General features: G+C 44.4%; 15 protein-coding genes. 6 read left to right on the top strand and 9 right to left on the bottom strand.

Translation table 11 applies throughout. The annotated features are described in order from the left end of the window. Window positions 1-23: 23 nt before the first annotated feature. Window positions 24-1,124 carry a Glu/Leu/Phe/Val dehydrogenase dimerization domain-containing protein gene (locus R3D00_12850; GenBank protein MEZ4774064.1) on the bottom strand — a complete coding sequence of 367 codons (1,101 nt, stop codon included), beginning with the start codon at window positions 1,122-1,124 and terminating at the stop codon, window positions 24-26. 210 nt (window positions 1,125-1,334) lie between these two features. Between R3D00_12850 and nuoD the strand changes: the two genes are divergently transcribed. Genes nuoD through fabD form a run of 3 tightly spaced genes read left to right on the top strand, consistent with a single transcriptional unit; the run spans window position 1,335 to window position 4,281 of the window. Further along, the gene (nuoD, locus tag R3D00_12845; protein ID MEZ4774063.1) at window positions 1,335-2,639 is read left to right on the top strand and encodes an NADH dehydrogenase (quinone) subunit D; all 1,305 of its coding nucleotides are present in this window, start codon (window positions 1,335-1,337) and stop codon (window positions 2,637-2,639) included. A 58-nt stretch (window positions 2,640-2,697) separates the two neighbouring features. Continuing rightward, on the top strand, window positions 2,698-3,360 hold the full coding sequence (locus tag R3D00_12840; protein MEZ4774062.1) for a glycerol-3-phosphate acyltransferase: 663 nt from the start codon (window positions 2,698-2,700) through the stop codon (window positions 3,358-3,360). Between the two features lie 42 nt (window positions 3,361-3,402). Beyond that, window positions 3,403-4,281: an ACP S-malonyltransferase gene (fabD, locus tag R3D00_12835; GenBank protein ID MEZ4774061.1), complete on the top strand. Its 879-nt coding sequence runs from the start codon at window positions 3,403-3,405 to the stop codon at window positions 4,279-4,281. 3 nt (window positions 4,282-4,284) lie between these two features. Here fabD and R3D00_12830 read toward each other — a convergent pair whose 3' ends face one another. The 5 genes from R3D00_12830 to R3D00_12810 all read right to left on the bottom strand — a co-directional run bounded on the left by R3D00_12830 (window position 4,285) and on the right by R3D00_12810 (window position 10,288). Beyond that, window positions 4,285-6,066 carry an SLC13 family permease gene (locus R3D00_12830; GenBank protein ID MEZ4774060.1) on the bottom strand — a complete coding sequence of 594 codons (1,782 nt, stop codon included), beginning with the start codon at window positions 6,064-6,066 and terminating at the stop codon, window positions 4,285-4,287. A gap of 47 nt (window positions 6,067-6,113) precedes the next feature. Then, a complete protein-coding gene (locus R3D00_12825) occupies window positions 6,114-6,551 on the bottom strand; it encodes an Rrf2 family transcriptional regulator (protein ID MEZ4774059.1) in 438 nt (145 codons plus the stop codon). Window positions 6,552-6,656: 105 nt separating this feature from the next. After that, the gene (locus R3D00_12820; protein MEZ4774058.1) at window positions 6,657-7,283 is read right to left on the bottom strand and encodes a hypothetical protein; all 627 of its coding nucleotides are present in this window, start codon (window positions 7,281-7,283) and stop codon (window positions 6,657-6,659) included. A gap of 133 nt (window positions 7,284-7,416) precedes the next feature. Further along, window positions 7,417-8,019 carry an SET domain-containing protein-lysine N-methyltransferase gene (locus R3D00_12815; GenBank protein MEZ4774057.1) on the bottom strand — a complete coding sequence of 201 codons (603 nt, stop codon included), beginning with the start codon at window positions 8,017-8,019 and terminating at the stop codon, window positions 7,417-7,419. 178 nt (window positions 8,020-8,197) lie between these two features. Further along, window positions 8,198-10,288, bottom strand: coding sequence for a cation-translocating P-type ATPase (locus R3D00_12810; GenBank protein MEZ4774056.1), 2,091 nt, complete (start codon window positions 10,286-10,288; stop codon window positions 8,198-8,200). A 207-nt stretch (window positions 10,289-10,495) separates the two neighbouring features. Between R3D00_12810 and R3D00_12805 the strand changes: the two genes are divergently transcribed. Next, on the top strand, window positions 10,496-11,239 hold the full coding sequence (locus tag R3D00_12805; GenBank protein MEZ4774055.1) for a DUF1573 domain-containing protein: 744 nt from the start codon (window positions 10,496-10,498) through the stop codon (window positions 11,237-11,239). A 22-nt stretch (window positions 11,240-11,261) separates the two neighbouring features. Here the strand turns inward: R3D00_12805 and R3D00_12800 are convergent, their stop codons facing one another. From R3D00_12800 to R3D00_12790, 3 genes are all read right to left on the bottom strand, one after another. Continuing rightward, window positions 11,262-12,125, bottom strand: coding sequence for a histidinol-phosphatase (locus R3D00_12800; GenBank protein MEZ4774054.1), 864 nt, complete (start codon window positions 12,123-12,125; stop codon window positions 11,262-11,264). A gap of 58 nt (window positions 12,126-12,183) precedes the next feature. Further along, window positions 12,184-14,298: a right-handed parallel beta-helix repeat-containing protein gene (locus R3D00_12795; protein MEZ4774053.1), complete on the bottom strand. Its 2,115-nt coding sequence runs from the start codon at window positions 14,296-14,298 to the stop codon at window positions 12,184-12,186. Window positions 14,299-14,473: 175 nt separating this feature from the next. Then, on the bottom strand, window positions 14,474-15,919 hold the full coding sequence (locus R3D00_12790; GenBank protein MEZ4774052.1) for a TlpA disulfide reductase family protein: 1,446 nt from the start codon (window positions 15,917-15,919) through the stop codon (window positions 14,474-14,476). Window positions 15,920-16,034: 115 nt separating this feature from the next. Between R3D00_12790 and R3D00_12785 the strand changes: the two genes are divergently transcribed. Both R3D00_12785 and dut read left to right on the top strand, forming a co-directional pair. Further along, on the top strand, window positions 16,035-16,319 hold the full coding sequence (locus R3D00_12785) for a 4a-hydroxytetrahydrobiopterin dehydratase (protein ID MEZ4774051.1): 285 nt from the start codon (window positions 16,035-16,037) through the stop codon (window positions 16,317-16,319). Then, a complete protein-coding gene (gene dut / locus R3D00_12780; GenBank protein MEZ4774050.1) occupies window positions 16,312-16,746 on the top strand; it encodes a dUTP diphosphatase in 435 nt (144 codons plus the stop codon). The genes R3D00_12785 and dut overlap by 8 nt, the downstream gene beginning before the upstream one ends. Window positions 16,747-16,752: the final 6 nt, after the last annotated feature.

Below are 16,752 nucleotides of genomic sequence, written 5' to 3'. Positions count from 1 at the left end.
AAGCTAGTGAAATTGCGTGTAAGTTAAGTAAAGAGCAAATTGTTGCCAACCGCACGAATTCGCGCTTCTGCCATTTGCAGGGCTGCATCGTGGGTCGTGATCCCCTGTTCATTTGCCATTTGGAAAATATTGAGGGTCGTATCGTATATTTTTTCTGTCATTCTCATTGCAATCTCACGATTGTAAGTGCCCAGTTCAAGACTGACATTGATTATCCCGCCGGCATTCACCATAAAATCTGGTGCATACAGGATGCCCCTTTCCCGGATCAAATGCGCATCAGCCACCTCATCCAGCAATTGGTTGTTGGCAGCACCATTGATAATCGCACAATTCAGGGTGGGAATGGTCTCAGAATTAAGGGTAGCACCCAGGGCACATGGGGCATAAATATCTACAGGGAGCGAATATACCTGATCTTCGGTAATCACCGTTGCACCTGTTTTTTTCGCTACTTGTGCCAGCACATCGGGATAAATATCATAAATAAAAACCTGCGCATTTTCTTTCACAAGATAATCGACAAGATGTGCGCCGACATGACCTACCCCCTGTACAAGCACTTTTTTTCCAGAAAGAGAATCATTTCCTGTCAGCACTTTCACCGAGGCCTTCATACCCAGATATACGCCATAGGCGGTTACCGGTGAGGGATCCCCGCTTCCTCCCCTTTCTATTGGGAGTCCGGTGACATAAGGTGTTTCCATACGGATATAATCCATATCCGTAGTAGTCATCCCCACATCTTCTGCGGTATAGTATTTACCGCCGAGGTTATGCACAAATTTTGCGAAGCGCCGGATCATCGCTTCAGATTTCCGGGTACGGGAATCCCCGATAATTACAGCTTTTCCTCCACCGATATTGATACCAGCCAGCGAGTTTTTGAGGGTCATACCCCGGGAAAGGCGCAAAACATCCGTCAAGGCAGCCTGTTCAGAGGTATAAGGCCACATACGCAACCCACCCATAGCTGGGCCAAGGGTTGTATTATGAACAGCGATGATCGCTTTCAGACCGGTAGCATTGTCATTACAAAAAAGGACAAGCTCGTGGTTGTGTTTGGCTAGTGAGTCAAATACAACTGGTTCGGCTTTGGTTTCAAAAAACTGTATTCCAGACATATTCGTGGGGCGAATTAGCAATTAAGAACCACAAAGGTAACTATTGTTTTCAAAAAAAACGGGCTCCCCAAAGAAATCATTACAAGGTACATGGCAATTTTCAAATTACCATACATTAATTGATAAAAACCATTCTGTGATCATTCATAAGGAATCATTTGCATTTCACGTGGTTTCCTGTCTATTTTTACCACACCAAATGATTTGTTTATGAGCAACGAAATTTTTCCCTCAAAAGATAGCATAACATCAAAGGTTAAACCTGGGTTTTTCCCAAAGCACCAGAATGCCATATATAAACGCCTTGAGGATAAACATACTACCGTAGAAGTAGATGAAGATCCATTGGGTACAAGAATGGTCATCAATCTTGGCCCCCAGCATCCGGCGACACATGGGGTTTTGCGAGTGGTTCTGGAAGTCGATGGGGAGACGATTCTGAAATGCGTCACAGATATCGGCTATCTGCACAGGGGAATAGAAAAAATTGCTGAAAACAAAACCTATCAGGAGTTTATGCCCTATACCGACCGGATGGACTATATGTCTCCCTACTCCAACAACGTGGCGTTCTGCCTGGCTGTGGAAAAACTGGTTGGCATAGAAGCTCCGGAAAGAGCGCAATATATCCGTACGATTGCCTGCGAACTTGCAAGGGTATCTGCCCATCTTCTTTGGCTGGGTACGATGGTTATGGATGCTGGCGCGATCTCTATGTTCCTTTGGACATTCAGGGAAAGAGAAGTTCTCTATGATGTGTTTGACAAACTCGCAGGTGTACGTTTTACGGTCAGCCATTGCCGCATTGGAGGTATCCAGTATGATATGAATGATGAAACGCTGAATGCCATCATCAAGTGGAAAGAAAATTTTAAGAAGGAACTTAAAAGCTGGAAAAAACTTCTCGGCAATAATGGTATCTGGCTCAACCGCAACCGGGGAGTGGGGGTTATTACCAAAGAAACTGCAATCAATAGCGGCCTCACCGGGCCTGTACTTCGCGCCTCGGGCGTCGCACATGACATTCGTGTGTTTGAACCCTATCTGGTTTATGATCAGGTCGAATTTGATATCCCGATCCGTGAAGAGGGAGACTGCCTTGCGCGTTATCTCGTGAGAATGGACGAAATGGAACAAAGTATCCGTATTCTCGACCAGTTGATTGCCAAACTGCCCAAAGGGGATATCCGGGTAGATAATGCCAAACATACCTACGCATCCAAAGATGAAGTGTACTATTCCATGGAAGGAATGATCCACGACTTTATGATGACCGACGTAGGGGTTATGCCTCCTGAAAATGCAGAAATTTATCATGCAATTGAAGCGCCCAAAGGCGAACTGGGTTTCCACCTCAAATCTGATGGAACCGGATCTCCCTGGAGATGTAAAATCAATTCGCCATCCTTCACCAATCTGCAATGCCTTGATGACCTCATGGAAGGTCATATGATTGCGGACACTGTTGTTCTGATTGGTTCAATTGACCCGGTAATGGGAGAATGCGATAAGTAACAACCTGACCGTTGTGCCGTATATTCATCGCCCTGGCCTTAACCTATAAAGATTACCTATGGATTTTATTCAGATCGTATTCTGTACGATTTGTGCATATTTGATCGGATCAATTCCTACCGGTATTTGGATCGGAAAGATCTTCTACGGAATTGATATCCGTGATCATGGTACAGGCTCAGCCTGCCATATCAATATAGCCCGGATTATGGGCCCCAATGCAAGTATGATTGTTCGGATTCTCGATGCGGTAAAAGGCTTCCTTGCCGCCAATCTTGCATTTTTTGTTTACAACCGCTATGGCATATTTGCCGAACTGGAATACCCTGTTTTGACGCTCAGCTTTGGTCTGGCTGCACTAATGGGGCATATTTTCCCCGCTTTTGCCCGCTACCGGGGTGGAAAAGGGGTCCACGTTACGCTGGGAGTTCTGGCCGCAGTAAATCCTATCGCCACTGGCGTATTTGTGCTGATTGCATTGATCATATTCATGATCTCCCGCTACCCAATTTTGGGTTATGTAACCGCCGGTCTGGCTTTACCTGTATATGTAATTGTCACTCGGGCTGCCTACGGCTATATGCTGATCCCAATGTATGTTTTTGCCACATCCATTTTCCTCATGCTTTTTATGACCCACAGACAGGATCTGCTGGGGATTATTCACGGAAAAATCTTACCGCAGCAACATCTTTGGCCTCATTTCCGAAGAAGACATTAATCTATTATCTTTGCAGCCTCATATCTGTTTAACCTTTACGCGATGAAAGTACTTGTATTTCCTGGCCAGGGCGCCCAATATCCCGGAATGGGTAAAGACCTATACCTGACTTCTGATCAGGCAAAAAATATGTTTCATATTGCCAATGAGGTATTAGGCTTTGATATACAGTCCGCAATGTTTGAAGGTACGGAAGAAGATCTGAGAAGAACTTCTGTTACGCAACCTTCCATTTATATTCATTCCGTAGTCGCAGCTATGGTCCATAATGTGATTTCAGATGTAGCGATGACCGCAGGCCATTCACTCGGGGAATTTTCGGCCCTTACGGCTGCCGGCGTTTTGAGTTTCGAAGATGGTCTTCGCCTCGTAGCCATTCGCGCCAATGCTATGCAAAAAGCATGTGATATTCAGGAAAGTACAATGGCGGCTATTCTCGGAATGGAAAACGAAGTGGTTGAAGAAATCTGTGCAGAAATTGACGATATCGTTGTACCTGCAAATTACAATACCATCGGTCAGCTGGTAATTTCAGGGACAAAACAGGGAATTGCCAAGGCCATTCAACTGGCTGAGCAAAGAGGCGCTCGCCGCGCAGTGGAAATCCCCGTAAATGGTGCATTCCATTCTCCTCTTATGGAACCTGCCAGACTCGAACTCGCCGAAGGAATTGAAAAAACCACCTTCCATGATGCAAATATTCCTGTCTATCAGAATGTTACTGCATTACCTCACACCGACAAGGAAACCATTAAAGCCAATCTGCTAAAACAGCTTACCTCACCGGTAAAATGGACCCAAACCATGCAGGCCATGATTGAAGCAGGAGCAACAGCGTTTATTGAAGCTGGTCCCGGGAATGTCCTTTCCGGACTTGTAAAGAAAATTGACCGGAAAATGCCTGTGAGCCAGGTAAGCTAATGGCTAAAATGGATAAAAGACAGGAATCAGCCAGGTTGCCATTGCCCAGAAAATAAGACTCAGCCCCACTCCTACTTTGGTAAAATCGTTAAACCGGTATCCTCCGACGCCATAGACCATTGTATTACACTGATACCCAATAGGTGTCATAAAGCTGGCGGATGCAGCAATGGTTATGGCAACCAGAAATGGTACGGGGGACAACTCCATATGCGTTGCTGTTGAGATTGCAATAGGGGCCAGCAAGGCCGCAGCTGCATTGTTGGACATAACTTCTGTCAACAGTGCTGTAATAAAATATAAACCGGCTATTATCGCCACCGGGCCAAAGGGACCGATCGTCTTGATGGTAAAGTCAGCAATCGAGGATGAAAGACCGGTTTTTTCCATCGCAGCACCAAGGCTCAGCGCACCAGCAAGCAGAAAAATTACTTTCCAGTCCACCTCATCATATAATTCTTTGACTGGCAGACAACCGGTGAGAACCAGAATGAGCGCTGCGATCAAACTACCTCCCAACACGTGAATAATATTAAAAGATGACAACACCACAACGCTTACCAGACAGGTGATCACAATCGAAAAGTTGCGCCAGTTGACCGAAGAAGTCTTAAATTCGGTAAGCAGCAAAAATGGCTGATAGTGGGAAGATTCCTCTTCCTTCAACTTATCCAGCCGGTTGTTTTTAATTTCAACCAGTACAATATCTCCAGCCTTTAATTTCGCTTCTGCCAGTCTTTCATGCACGATATCCTCTCTGTGTTTGATAGCTAACGGAATGGCGCGGAAACGACGGCGAAAATCTACTTCATCGAGGGTTTTTCCTTCAAACCGTGAATTGGAGGTGATAATTAATTCGACCAGAGAGGTATCTTTAGTCGAAAAATCATGATTACTGACTGTAAGCGTGTGTTTGATACGAATATTCAACTTATCCTTTAACGCATTCAGCTTTTCAATATCACATCTGACTTTGAGAATATCACCTTCTTTCAGGATAAAATCACCGGTCGGAAGTGTAAAAGATTCGGTTTCTCTGATTACCTGAAGAATATCCATACCATATTCCGTGACCAATGGCGAATGATGGATAGGCTTATTGGCAGACCGGGCTTCTTTAAACAATTGAATCTCGGTAATATAGCTTCTTAAAGGAAGATTGCCATTGTCTTTCAAACTCCGCCAGGGAAGGAGTTTGCGGCCAATCACCGTCATATACAGAATACCCGTAACCAGGAAAATTCCTCCTATAGGAGCCAGCGTAAACATTCCGAAACCGGGTAATCCTGCCTTCCGCGCAATACCGTCAACCAAAATATTGGTAGAAGTACCGATCAACGTTGTCATTCCACCCAAAATAGATGCAAATGAAAGCGGAATCAGAAATTTACTGGCAGGCTTGCCAACCTCTTTGGAAGTCTGAAGAATTACGGGAATAAAGGCCGCTACAACTGGTGTATTATTGATAAATGCAGAGATAAACGCAATAATACACATCATGACAATCAAGCCGAGGGAAAAACTCTTTTTGAAAATATTTGCAAAAAATACCCCTACCGGCTTCAGTGCACCTGTTCGCATCAATGCTGCACTTAAAATAAACATGAACAATACGGTCAGGGTGGCCGCATTACTGAAACCATTAACTGCCTCCTGCGGAGTTAATATTCTCGTCAATACTAATGCAGCCATTATCATCAACGCGACAATATCTACCCGCAACTTTTCGGAGATGAAAAGAGCCAGAGAAGCAAGAATAATAACGCCAACAATGATACCGTCCATTTCAAATTCAATAATTCCTATAGAATCAGTAGAATATTAATTACTAATTATTTATTATCCCGAAGCTGATCTTCCTGATCCGCTAATTCGCGCAGGCTATGGCTCTTTAAGATGCGAACTGTCGTCTCCCTCACCTCCTGAAACGCCTTTCGAATGGAGCAGACATCTTCATCTTTACACTCTTCGCACCGCTCATAAAACCGATAAGTAACACACGGAAGCAACGCAATCGGCCCATCAAAAATCCGCATAATATCTGCGATATTGATCTCTGAAGGGTCTTTTCGCAGATAGTATCCCCCACCTGTACCCTTTTTACTACTAAGAATTCCCGCCCTTTTCATCTCAAGAAGGATCGTCTCAAGAAATTTGGGCGGGATATTTTCGGATTCAGCGATCTGGCTTATCAAAATAGGTCCTTTCCCAAACTCCCGGGTCAGGTACAGAAGCGCGTTCAGTGCATATTTGGACTTCTTCGAAATCATAGTCCAAAATACACAATAACTCTACCAAGTATATAGGGTATGTTAGAAATTGTAGAAATGGTACGTCCAACCGCCCCAAATACTGTGTAACCGGAGGAAATAAAATTATTGGAAACGAATGGCTACGCGAGCAAACTCTCCTTTATCCACGAGGTTGTTGGCATTTCTGTCAATAAAAATTACCAGGTAGATATTGTCTGATGCCCATTTTTTTACGGATAGTTCTTTCCCGTTAAAATTAAAGGAATTGACTGTATACGAAAGATCCAGCAGATCATCAGGTCCCTCTGAGAGCAGGTCACAACGGCTTGTCTCGTCTCTCGAATAGTAGATAAAGTGATGGGAATTGGGTTCATCGACGTACAGGTATCCACCTTCGTAGGGGCCGGCAAGACCTGTACCGGGCTCGAAGAAAGAAATTTTTGAAGTACCTACGCCTGATGTTACTTCAGACATATTTTTGGGTTGGGAAAAAGCAGCAATCTGTGCAGCACCGTATAGATTGCGGTTGGGATTGTATTCGGTATTCTGAAACTGAATGGAAAATGGCGCTTTTTTCAGCGGTACTGCATTATACTCCTCATCCAGGTTAATTACCGTTTTGCCCTGAACGATACGCATCCCTTTGGAGTGAAACCCCTCTCCAACAGAAGAAACGGTTTTACTGGACTTACAACCCTGCAGGGCAAACATTCCCAGTAATACTGTAGAAATAATCAGAAGTCTTTTCATTTTTATTCGTGTTTGTTAAGTTGACGATTTAATAACGCAATATCAGTCCGGATTTTTATAAAATTATCCGGAGTCATAAAAAAACCGACAGAAGAAAGATGCCTCCTGTCGGTTTTATGTCTCTTATTCATTGTTATGCTTTCCGAACCAGCTGACCGTTGAAATGGTTGCTGGTAAGAGAATCCATTTCTCTCGTCCCAGCCACAATATCTGTCAATTTCTTCCAGTCTCCATCTTTAATAAGTCTGCGCAAAGGTTGAGAGACTTTAAGCACCTCAGGAAATACAGAAAGTAGGATTTGATCCCACTCTTTTCCATAGCGAAGGAGGTCATCCGGGTACACTACTTTTCTTTCGGTACCTTCATCAAAAGGGACAAACGGCTCTGTCACGTTCAAATATCCATAATCATCCGTAAGTTCTTCCCCCGGAAGAATATCTTTGATGGCAACTTCAAACTCATATGGGGTTGTAAAACAATTGGGCCGAAAACTGTGGTTGACAAATCGAGCATAATCCCAGCAAAGGATAAAGTCGCCTTTACGGTTTCTATAGCAATATTTGTCTATTTGAGCCCAATAAATTTCGTCCAGTTTTTCGACATCCTTTTGAGGGATGGCCCTGTCGAGGGCATCTATCGACCAGGTTATCGTACCCTTCGGGATAAATTCTTTTGCGAATACCCCAAAGCCAATTTCATTGTTGATGAATTTTAGTTCTGTGCCAGGATGCATCATAATCTTAAGATACTTTGAAAGTTAATTGATTTTATTGAGTTAGATTTAGTAGACAAAAAAAATCCCGCTTCCACATTTACGCGGAAGAGGGCGAATATGAAAGGTATTGGGACCAGGTCGAAAGTCAGACCAACCCGGGTCAAACTTCCGCATTTGCAGGGATTTCACCTATTGAAAGCTAGGATCGCACACGCAATCTCAGAGAATTCCCAATTACAACCACATCTGACATTGCCATGGTAAACGCACCAATTATAGGACTAAGAAAACCTGTCGCAGCCAGCGGAATAGCCAGCACATTGTACAAAAAAGCCCAAAAAAGATTTTGCCGGATCGTTCTTACGGTGAGTTCGCTCGTCCGGTAAAGTTCTTCTATCAGGGACAAATGATCGCCCAGCAATACAATCTGAGCAGATTGGATTGCCGCTGCAGTTGCTTTTCCCAACGAAACACCGACGGTAGCCCTTGCCAAAGCAGGTGCATCATTTATACCATCTCCTACCATAACTGTAGGTTTTTCGTTGGAAAATTTTTCAATCAATGCCAATTTTTCATCAGGAAGTTGTTCGCCATATATATTTTCAATTCCCAACGCCGCCCCTACCAGACGGCATTTTTCTATTTTATCTCCACTAACCATGATTGTTTCGACATTTTTACTATGAAGAAACCGAACCATTTCTGCTGCTTCCGGTCGAATTTCATCAGCAAGGTCTATGGAGGCCAGCAGGTTGCCGTTTTCAATCAGGTATAAATCGTGGCTCAGATCCGTTGTCAGACCTGTAGCTATCCGGAAAGATCCCAGTTGATATTGGTTACCATTTCTATCTTCTGCTGTCATCCCAAGACCTTTCTGCTCTGCGACGTTTCTCATAAATAAGGGTTTTACCCCAGCCAGAGATTTTACCAGAGACCTTGCTACCGGGTGGGTAGAATTGCGTTCTATACCCATAATAATTTGCTCTACCCTTTCCCGGTTTTCCTCCGGGCAGGTAAGTTTTTCGAGGGTAAATGCACCGGTAGTAAGTGTACCGGTTTTGTCAAACACGATTCTTTCTGATTCATGAAAGGCAGCAAGTGTTTTCCCCCCTCTGACCAATATACCTTTTCTTGAAGCCCGCCCCACGCCGACAATCACAGCCGTAGGGGTAGCCAGCCCCATCGCACAGGGACAAGCAATCACCAGTACCGCTACACTATGAATGACTGATGCATGAAGAGAAACCCCAAACACCCAAAATGACAGGATAAATGTCAGCGCAGAAATACTCAGTACTACAGGAACGAAAATTGCGCTGATCTTATCAGCCAGTTGCTGTATTTCAGGTTTTTCGGCCTGTGCCTTTCTGACCAGGTCAATCATACGGTTGAGCACCGTTTTGGGGCCGACTTCTGTGGCTGCCATTCGTACAGGACCCGATACCAGAATAGAACCAGACATCACATGATCACCCGGGGACTTAAATACCGGTAAACTTTCCCCTGTAAGCATGGATTCATCTGTTTCTCCTGTACCTGCGAGAATTTCGCCATCTACGGGGATTTGGTCGCCGGTATGGATCGCCAACTGGTCGCCGGGACGTATGGAACCGGCAGGAACCATGAGCATGACCTCCTGCCCTTTATCAAAGACAATTTTCCGTGCGTGTTCTGGCTGAAGCCGGGTTAGTGCTTCGATCGCAGAGGTAGTTTTTTTTACGGCACGATGTTCCATCACATTTCCCAAAAATACGATAGTAATAATACTGGCAGCTGTCTCATAAAAAAGAAAGTCGTGCCCAAGGTTCATTACGGTACCGTATAAGCTATAAAAATAAGCCGCTGCGGCCCCCATAGCAATCAGCACATCCATGTTGGGAACCCCAGATCGCAAAGACTTCATTGCACTGCTGCCAAAATGATACATTCCCAACAAAAATACAGGCGTCGCAAGCACAAGTTGTATCCAGGGATTGTGTAAGGGCTCCCAGGACAAAAACATATGCAGAAGAAGCGGAATCGTAAAAAACAGCCCAAACAGGAAATATTTTTCTATATCCGAAAGTCCCTGTTTTTCGACAGCATCTTCTCCCATGACTTTATACCCCATCCGCTCAATTCCGTCGATAACAGAAGCGATCTTTTCCTCCTCATTGGTTTCAAACAGGACGGATTCTCCGGCAAAGTCAACCATCACAGCATCCATACCTTCTTTCTCCAGATATTTGGTAATACCCAGCGCACAATTGGTACATGTCATTCCCTTTACCGCCAGTTCAACTTGTTTCATGACTTAACCTTTCTTCCCAATGAAAAGCATGGGAAATATAATACAATTCTCTATTCAAGCAACAAATGTAAATCAATTGAATTGACAATTGACAACAGTTTATCTTACTTATACGTTTTATCTACGAGCTTTCATCATCTATGTTGATTTAGGGTTGTATTTATTTAATTATTTTCAGTGTTTAGGAGATATTTTAAAGATTTTATCATGAAACAGTTTCATATTCACGCACTCATTGTATTAATGTTTTCCACTCTTTTTTTGGGTGGAATGAATGCTTTTGCACAAGACGCTGCTGAAAAGGCCAATGTCAAAAAAGAGCTCAGCAAAGTAATGAAAGACTTGCCTGAGGATGTACAGGTACAGATTCTTCGTTATGCGCAGCGTAAACGAGATGCCTTAAAAGCGGCACAGGCAAAACAACTGGAGGCAGAAGCAAAAACCGCCATCGCTCAACCCGTTGAAAAAGCACAACAGGAAATGGCAACGCCACAACCTAAACCTGCACAGCCTGCGGCTATTGAAGTTGCCCCTTCTTCGCCTGCTTCTGTCGCAACCCCTGATCCAAAGCCTGTACCGGCAGTACCTACTTATATCCAGGAGGCAAAGGAAATGGCCGAAACGAATCTTCAGTTTGAAGATGAAGCCTACAACTATGGGAAAGTAGAAACAGGAACAGTGGTTACCCACACCTTTAAATTTAAAAACACCGGCACCGAACCGCTGAAGCTTACCCGCGTTAAAGCCAGCTGTGGCTGTACAACGCCCAAATGGTCACAAGAGCCTGTGCAGCCAGGTGCTGAAGGATTCATTGATGTATCATTCAACAGTACCGGAAAAGTTGGTGTTCAAACCAAAACCATCACCGTTACAGGTAACTTCCCCGGCAACAACAAAGTGCTGAGAATCAGCGGAGAAGTTCTTCCAAAACCGGTACCTGAAGGAAACTGATTCCGAATCGTACAATAAAATTTTACCAGGCAACCCCTTCTGTATTAAAAGAAACGGGTTGCCATTTTTTATTTTTCAACACATAGACTTCTTCATACCCGATCTGCCTTAGTACCCGGGCTGCCTCCGGAAACTGGGCAATCAGTTCTCTGGGATGATGGGAATCTGAGTTGATCGTAACCGGGATATTCATTTCCAATGCGGCCTTCAATATTGGTGCACCCGGATAATTTTCCTGCAATTTTTTCTTATAACTGCCTCTGGTATTGACTTCAAGAATCAAGCCTTCCGAAGCGAGCGTCTCCAGCGTAGCCATAACTTCCGCCCGATACCAGTCTGAATCAGGATCAAACAATCTGCCACCTTCGCTTTGAATCTTTATTTTATCGATATGCCCGACCACCTCAGGTTTGAGGCGGGTGATCATCTCCCGGGTAATTTCAAAATAACGCTTTATGGCTCTTTGGGAATCGTTATCAAAAATTTCTCTTAATCCCTTGAGAAATACCTCATGCTCCCCATCAATCTCCCAGGGCTCTCCATTGGAAAAAGTATCGACAAAATGAATGGAACCAACGATATAGTCCAACTTATCACGGGAAAACAAGGTGGATTTTTCATCAAAAATACCGGGAAGAAAATCCATTTCCATCCCCAGATACACTTCAATCTGCTCCTTATACTTTTCTTTTAAGCGGGCAATATCTTCACAATACTGCTCCATTCGCTCCAGCTTCATACTCCATGGACGGAAAAAAGGAAGCGGAGAATGACAGGAAAAGCCGAGCGCAACCATTTCAAGCTCAATGGCGGTTTTCAGATGATCTTCGGGAGTAAACTTGCCATCAGAGTACTGGGTATGAGAATGGTAATTGGTCCAGTGCATCAGGTTAAATTTTCCCGGCAAGATACACTTCACATGTAAATTAAATGTGAAAAAATTACTACTCCTTCAACAGTTTCCTGCAAAAATATCTGTCCCGGAACAATAGACGAAGGATATACCCTCCGCTGGGGAGATGGTTCATGGCATCGACTTCCACAAACAGATTTTCGCTGGCTTTTTCAGACATATACCAAATCCTTTTCCCCTGCATATCCAGTATTTCGAGGAGAAATTCTTCCCCCGGATTACCGGGTATTTTCAGCAAAAACAAGTCTTTAAAGGGTTGAGGGTATATTTCCAGTGAAGAGGTAAAATCTTTCCTGCCAGGCACTTCGAGGTAAGAGGAAAATTCGTAACGCCCATCCTGATAATGAAACACAAGCCGGTAGTAGGTACGGGATGCAGAATTGTTGGCATCCTGCCAGGATCGTGCGCCCCGGACTTCAGGAAGGGTGATTATTTTTTCAGGTAAAAAGTCTCCTTCTTTACGTCTTTCAATGGTTACGGAGTCTGCCCCGGTTTCCTGAGCCATTTTCCACTCGATGACAACCGTTTCGTCGGTCAGTCTCGTCGCATACAAACGATCATACAATACCGGAAGCAGGCTACCGGCAGATTCTTCCGCACCTACATCAAACTGCCCGTTGGCGGGAATTGTATTGTTAAAAAAGTCTTGATTCCCCACATCTACTCCAAATACAGTGTTGAGCGTCAACCCCATATCTTTCAGTGGAGAAGTATTCATCAGGTTGTAGGCATTTAAAGTAAACAGCAGGGTAGGGTCGCCAATCGTCCCTCCGCCTCCCGGGTTGCTTACCATAGGATTTCCCTCAAAACCAACCGCGTTGCTGTTGAGCATTTCCTGCCCTTTGCCGGTTTGCCATGCAGCCAGATTGTTGTATTGGTTGGCACCTTCGGAATACCGGTATTGCCCGGTCATAGAGTAATAGGCATTCCCTCTGAAATCGATATTGGCAGAATTGCTCGATTTATCCACCAGATCAATATTGCCAGAAGTGATGAATAAATTATTTGAAACTAGCACGGAGTCAATCCCGGCAGAAACAGACCGGAAAGCCGCAGGATTAATCCCGGGTGCGTCGCTTATATAGATGACATTGTTGTAGATTTTTATATCGGACAGTATCCCCGATCCTTTCCAGAAATGAATCCCCCCGTAGTCGTTATTCCGCGCATCATTCTGGCTGATATTGTAGCGGATAGAGTTATTGCGCAGTGGCCTGGCTCCGTTATATTCCGCCAAAAGAAAACCTGCCCCATCATTATCATGAGAATAACAATATTGAATCACGGACTCCGTACAACCGCCATCAAGATCAAAGCCTCCCCCGTCTTTGGTTGAACCTGTTTTATTGTGGTGTGATTCACAAAACTGTATCACCCCTTTGTGGGAATCCCATATCCAGATTCCAACAGGGCCTCCGCCATTGTAAAAATTTTCGGCGCCGTTGTTATACGCTTCGCAATATTCAATGACTACCCCATCTGTATTCCCGACAACAATACCATTGCCTGTATGGGCGGTATTTTTCCCGATCTGGCCCGGGTTGTCGTACACTTTACAATGACTGATATGGATGTTTTTATGAGGATGCCCCGTAGTAAGCACTTTTCCAAGAACCCCTATCCCATAATCCCCGTTGTCATGCAAAACGGCATGGGTAATTTCAATATTACTAAATCCCGAGTCAGAAAAGATTACATCAGCCAGAATCGTTATTCCGCCCCGGTTAAATCCACTGACCTCGACTTCATCGATAGAAATAAAGTCAAACCTTTGGGCAGAGTTAAGAAAAGAATAAAACAGAATACCATGCTTGTCATTAAGTGCGCGCCCATCGCCGACGATATTTAACGCAGCTATTCGTATTCCGGCACAGTTAGACACCTCAATCCCATTGTCTGTACCTGCGAGGATTGTGGCGCGTCCGGTTCCATAACTACTGATCAGCAAGGGGCTGGCGGCAGTACCGCAGTTCGGTCCGGAAAAGGAAAGGTTACCGGCAAAGTTTTGCCCACCTTCAAAAAGGATGCTGTCTCCGGGCACAAATGACTGACTATTGACCTGGGCGATAGATTGCCACGCCAGAAGAGGTGTCGTACCAGGATTTGCATCATCACCGGATGGACTGATATAATAAGTGGTAGCCATTGCCGGGGATAAAATCTGTAATAAAAACAAAACAACAAACCATATCCGCCTTTTCCATAACGGACTAAAGCAAAAGAACTGTAGAAGCGCTGTCATGATTCATTAGGTCTTAATACAGTAAAACTGCGACGACTTCATTTTTGTTAAAGCCGTCGCAAAATATTTTTAATGAAAATCAACGATCCTGATCGTAAGGCATCCGGAGTGCCTCATTTAGCTGGGACTCTATTTCTGCTCCACTGGGGCGACTGGGGTTAGAATTGGCAATGGTTCCATCCCGGTTAATGAGAAAATAATTGGGAATAGATTTGACGCCATATTGGTTGGCCACTTCCGAATTCCCCCCCTGGGAGAAAAGCAGTACACCCTGAAGTTCTTCTTCAGATACCGCTTTACGCCATGCGGCTTCGTCATCATCAATAGAAATATACAAGAAAACCACATCCTGCCCTTTAAAGGTCTGGTATAACCTTCTGGATGCGGGCATTTCTCTGCGGCATGGCCCACACCAGCTTGCCCAGAAGTCGAGGTAAACTACTTTACCCCGGAAGTCGCTCAGGGAAACACGTGCACCATTGATGTCCAACAAGGAAAAATCCGGCGCTGGCTGCCCGGGTGCCAGGCGCATTGCCTGTTCATAAATCGGTTTTAAAATCTTTGCATACTCTCCCTTCTGGTCCATTGCAATAAAGGAAGCATAGGCACCTTCCGCATGAAGCGGGTTTCCATATTCAAAGAGGTCTTTCAGCATGGACGCCTGAATCAGCAACCGCGAATCACCCTGAAGAATAGAGCTGACAAACTGATATTCCTGCGCAAATCGCTCTTCGGGTTTAGGTGCAGTTTCAGCTTCGGCAAACTGCTTATCCATTTTCCATGAAATATAGTTCTGCACAAAGCTGATATATTCTGGAATGCTTACTGCCCGGTCATTCATTACCCGGATCTCATTGAGGAAATCATAATAATTTTTGGAAAGCTTTACTTCTGCTATATCCTTTTTCGCCAGATAAGCATAATAGGAAGGGAAACTCATCAATCGATTGGCACGGGTGTAAAGGCTTCGATCTGAAGCAAAATTCATAAATGCCTCGGAGAGTTTATGGCCTTTGGCATAATCAGAAAGGAAGCTGACCTGATTATTGTACATGCGGTTTACCCAGGCGGCATACTCCAGTTCCAACCCTTCTTTTACCAGATTTTGTGCGTCATCTTCAGCACCTTCATCTTCAAATTTCAGGAAATATTTTGCCAGAAAGTTGGATGCATCTACACCTGGGCCATCGCCTTTATATTTGATGGATTCATCAAATTCTTCCGTATTGAGTGATACTGTGATATTGTCTCCGGGGTGAATGAACATGGCTGTTCGCTCACGACCATGGCTGAAAGTAGCAGAAACGGGTTTTTCAATTTGAAAGGTCATCTGAAATTTACTTTCTTCATCGAGCGTCGCTTTGGTAGATACAGGTCTCTCCATCAACAGATTAGGATAGTAGTAGACAACAACCGTTTTACCTGCAGGATTATCGATTTTGCCGGAAATCGTCACTACTCCCTGCCCAAAAGCAGTAAAAGCAGAAGATATGACCCACAAAAGGATTAAAACATAATTTTTCATACACCAGTGAAATTAGGGTTACAGATTGGATCAAAGTATCAGGTCTATTAGTTAAGTTACTGATAAGTGTCTATCTTGTCAATTAGTTCAACGGCTAAAAATACATATTTGGTAAATGAAAACCTACAATGAACAAGAGGCGGCCCGTCTGCTTGAGCCATTACCCGGATGGGAATTTCGCAACGATGGTATTGTAAAACAGTATAAATTTCAGGATTTCATCGCAGCATTTGGGTTTATGACTCAGGTAGCATTACTCGCAGAAAAAGCCAACCATCATCCTGAATGGAGCAATGTGTATAACCGGGTGGAAATCAGACTCAGCACTCATGATGCAGGCGGGCTTACGGATCTGGATATTTCGCTTGCAGGGGCCATCAATAAAATTGCCAATGGTTAAGATAAAAATCATTAATCGATCAGAAAATCCGCTGCCTTTTTACGCTACGGCTCTATCAGCTGGGATGGATCTATATGCCAATAATGATACCCCTGTTGTATTGGATTCTCTTGAGAGGGCGATGATCCCAACGGGTCTGTATATTGAACTGCCTCCGGGATATGAAGCGCAGATTCGTCCCAGGAGTGGCCTTGCTGTCAAACACGGGCTTAGCATGGTAAATACGCCAGGAACAATCGATGCCGACTACAGGGGGGAGATCCACGTGATATTGGTCAACCTTAGTAAGACACCGTTTACCATTCAAAAAGGAGAAAGAATCGCACAAATGGTCATTGCCCGCCATGAAACAGCAACCTGGGAAGAGGTGGAAGTGTTATCTCAGACAGACCGGGGAACAGGGGGATTTGGGCATACCGGGAAATAATCATAA

The sequence above is a fragment of the Bacteroidia bacterium genome (assembly GCA_041391665.1).
GTDB lineage: Bacteria > Bacteroidota > Bacteroidia > J057 > J057 > JAGQVA01.
Note: the sequence above shows the minus strand (reverse complement) of the source record. Positions and strands in the feature narration are given on the sequence as shown.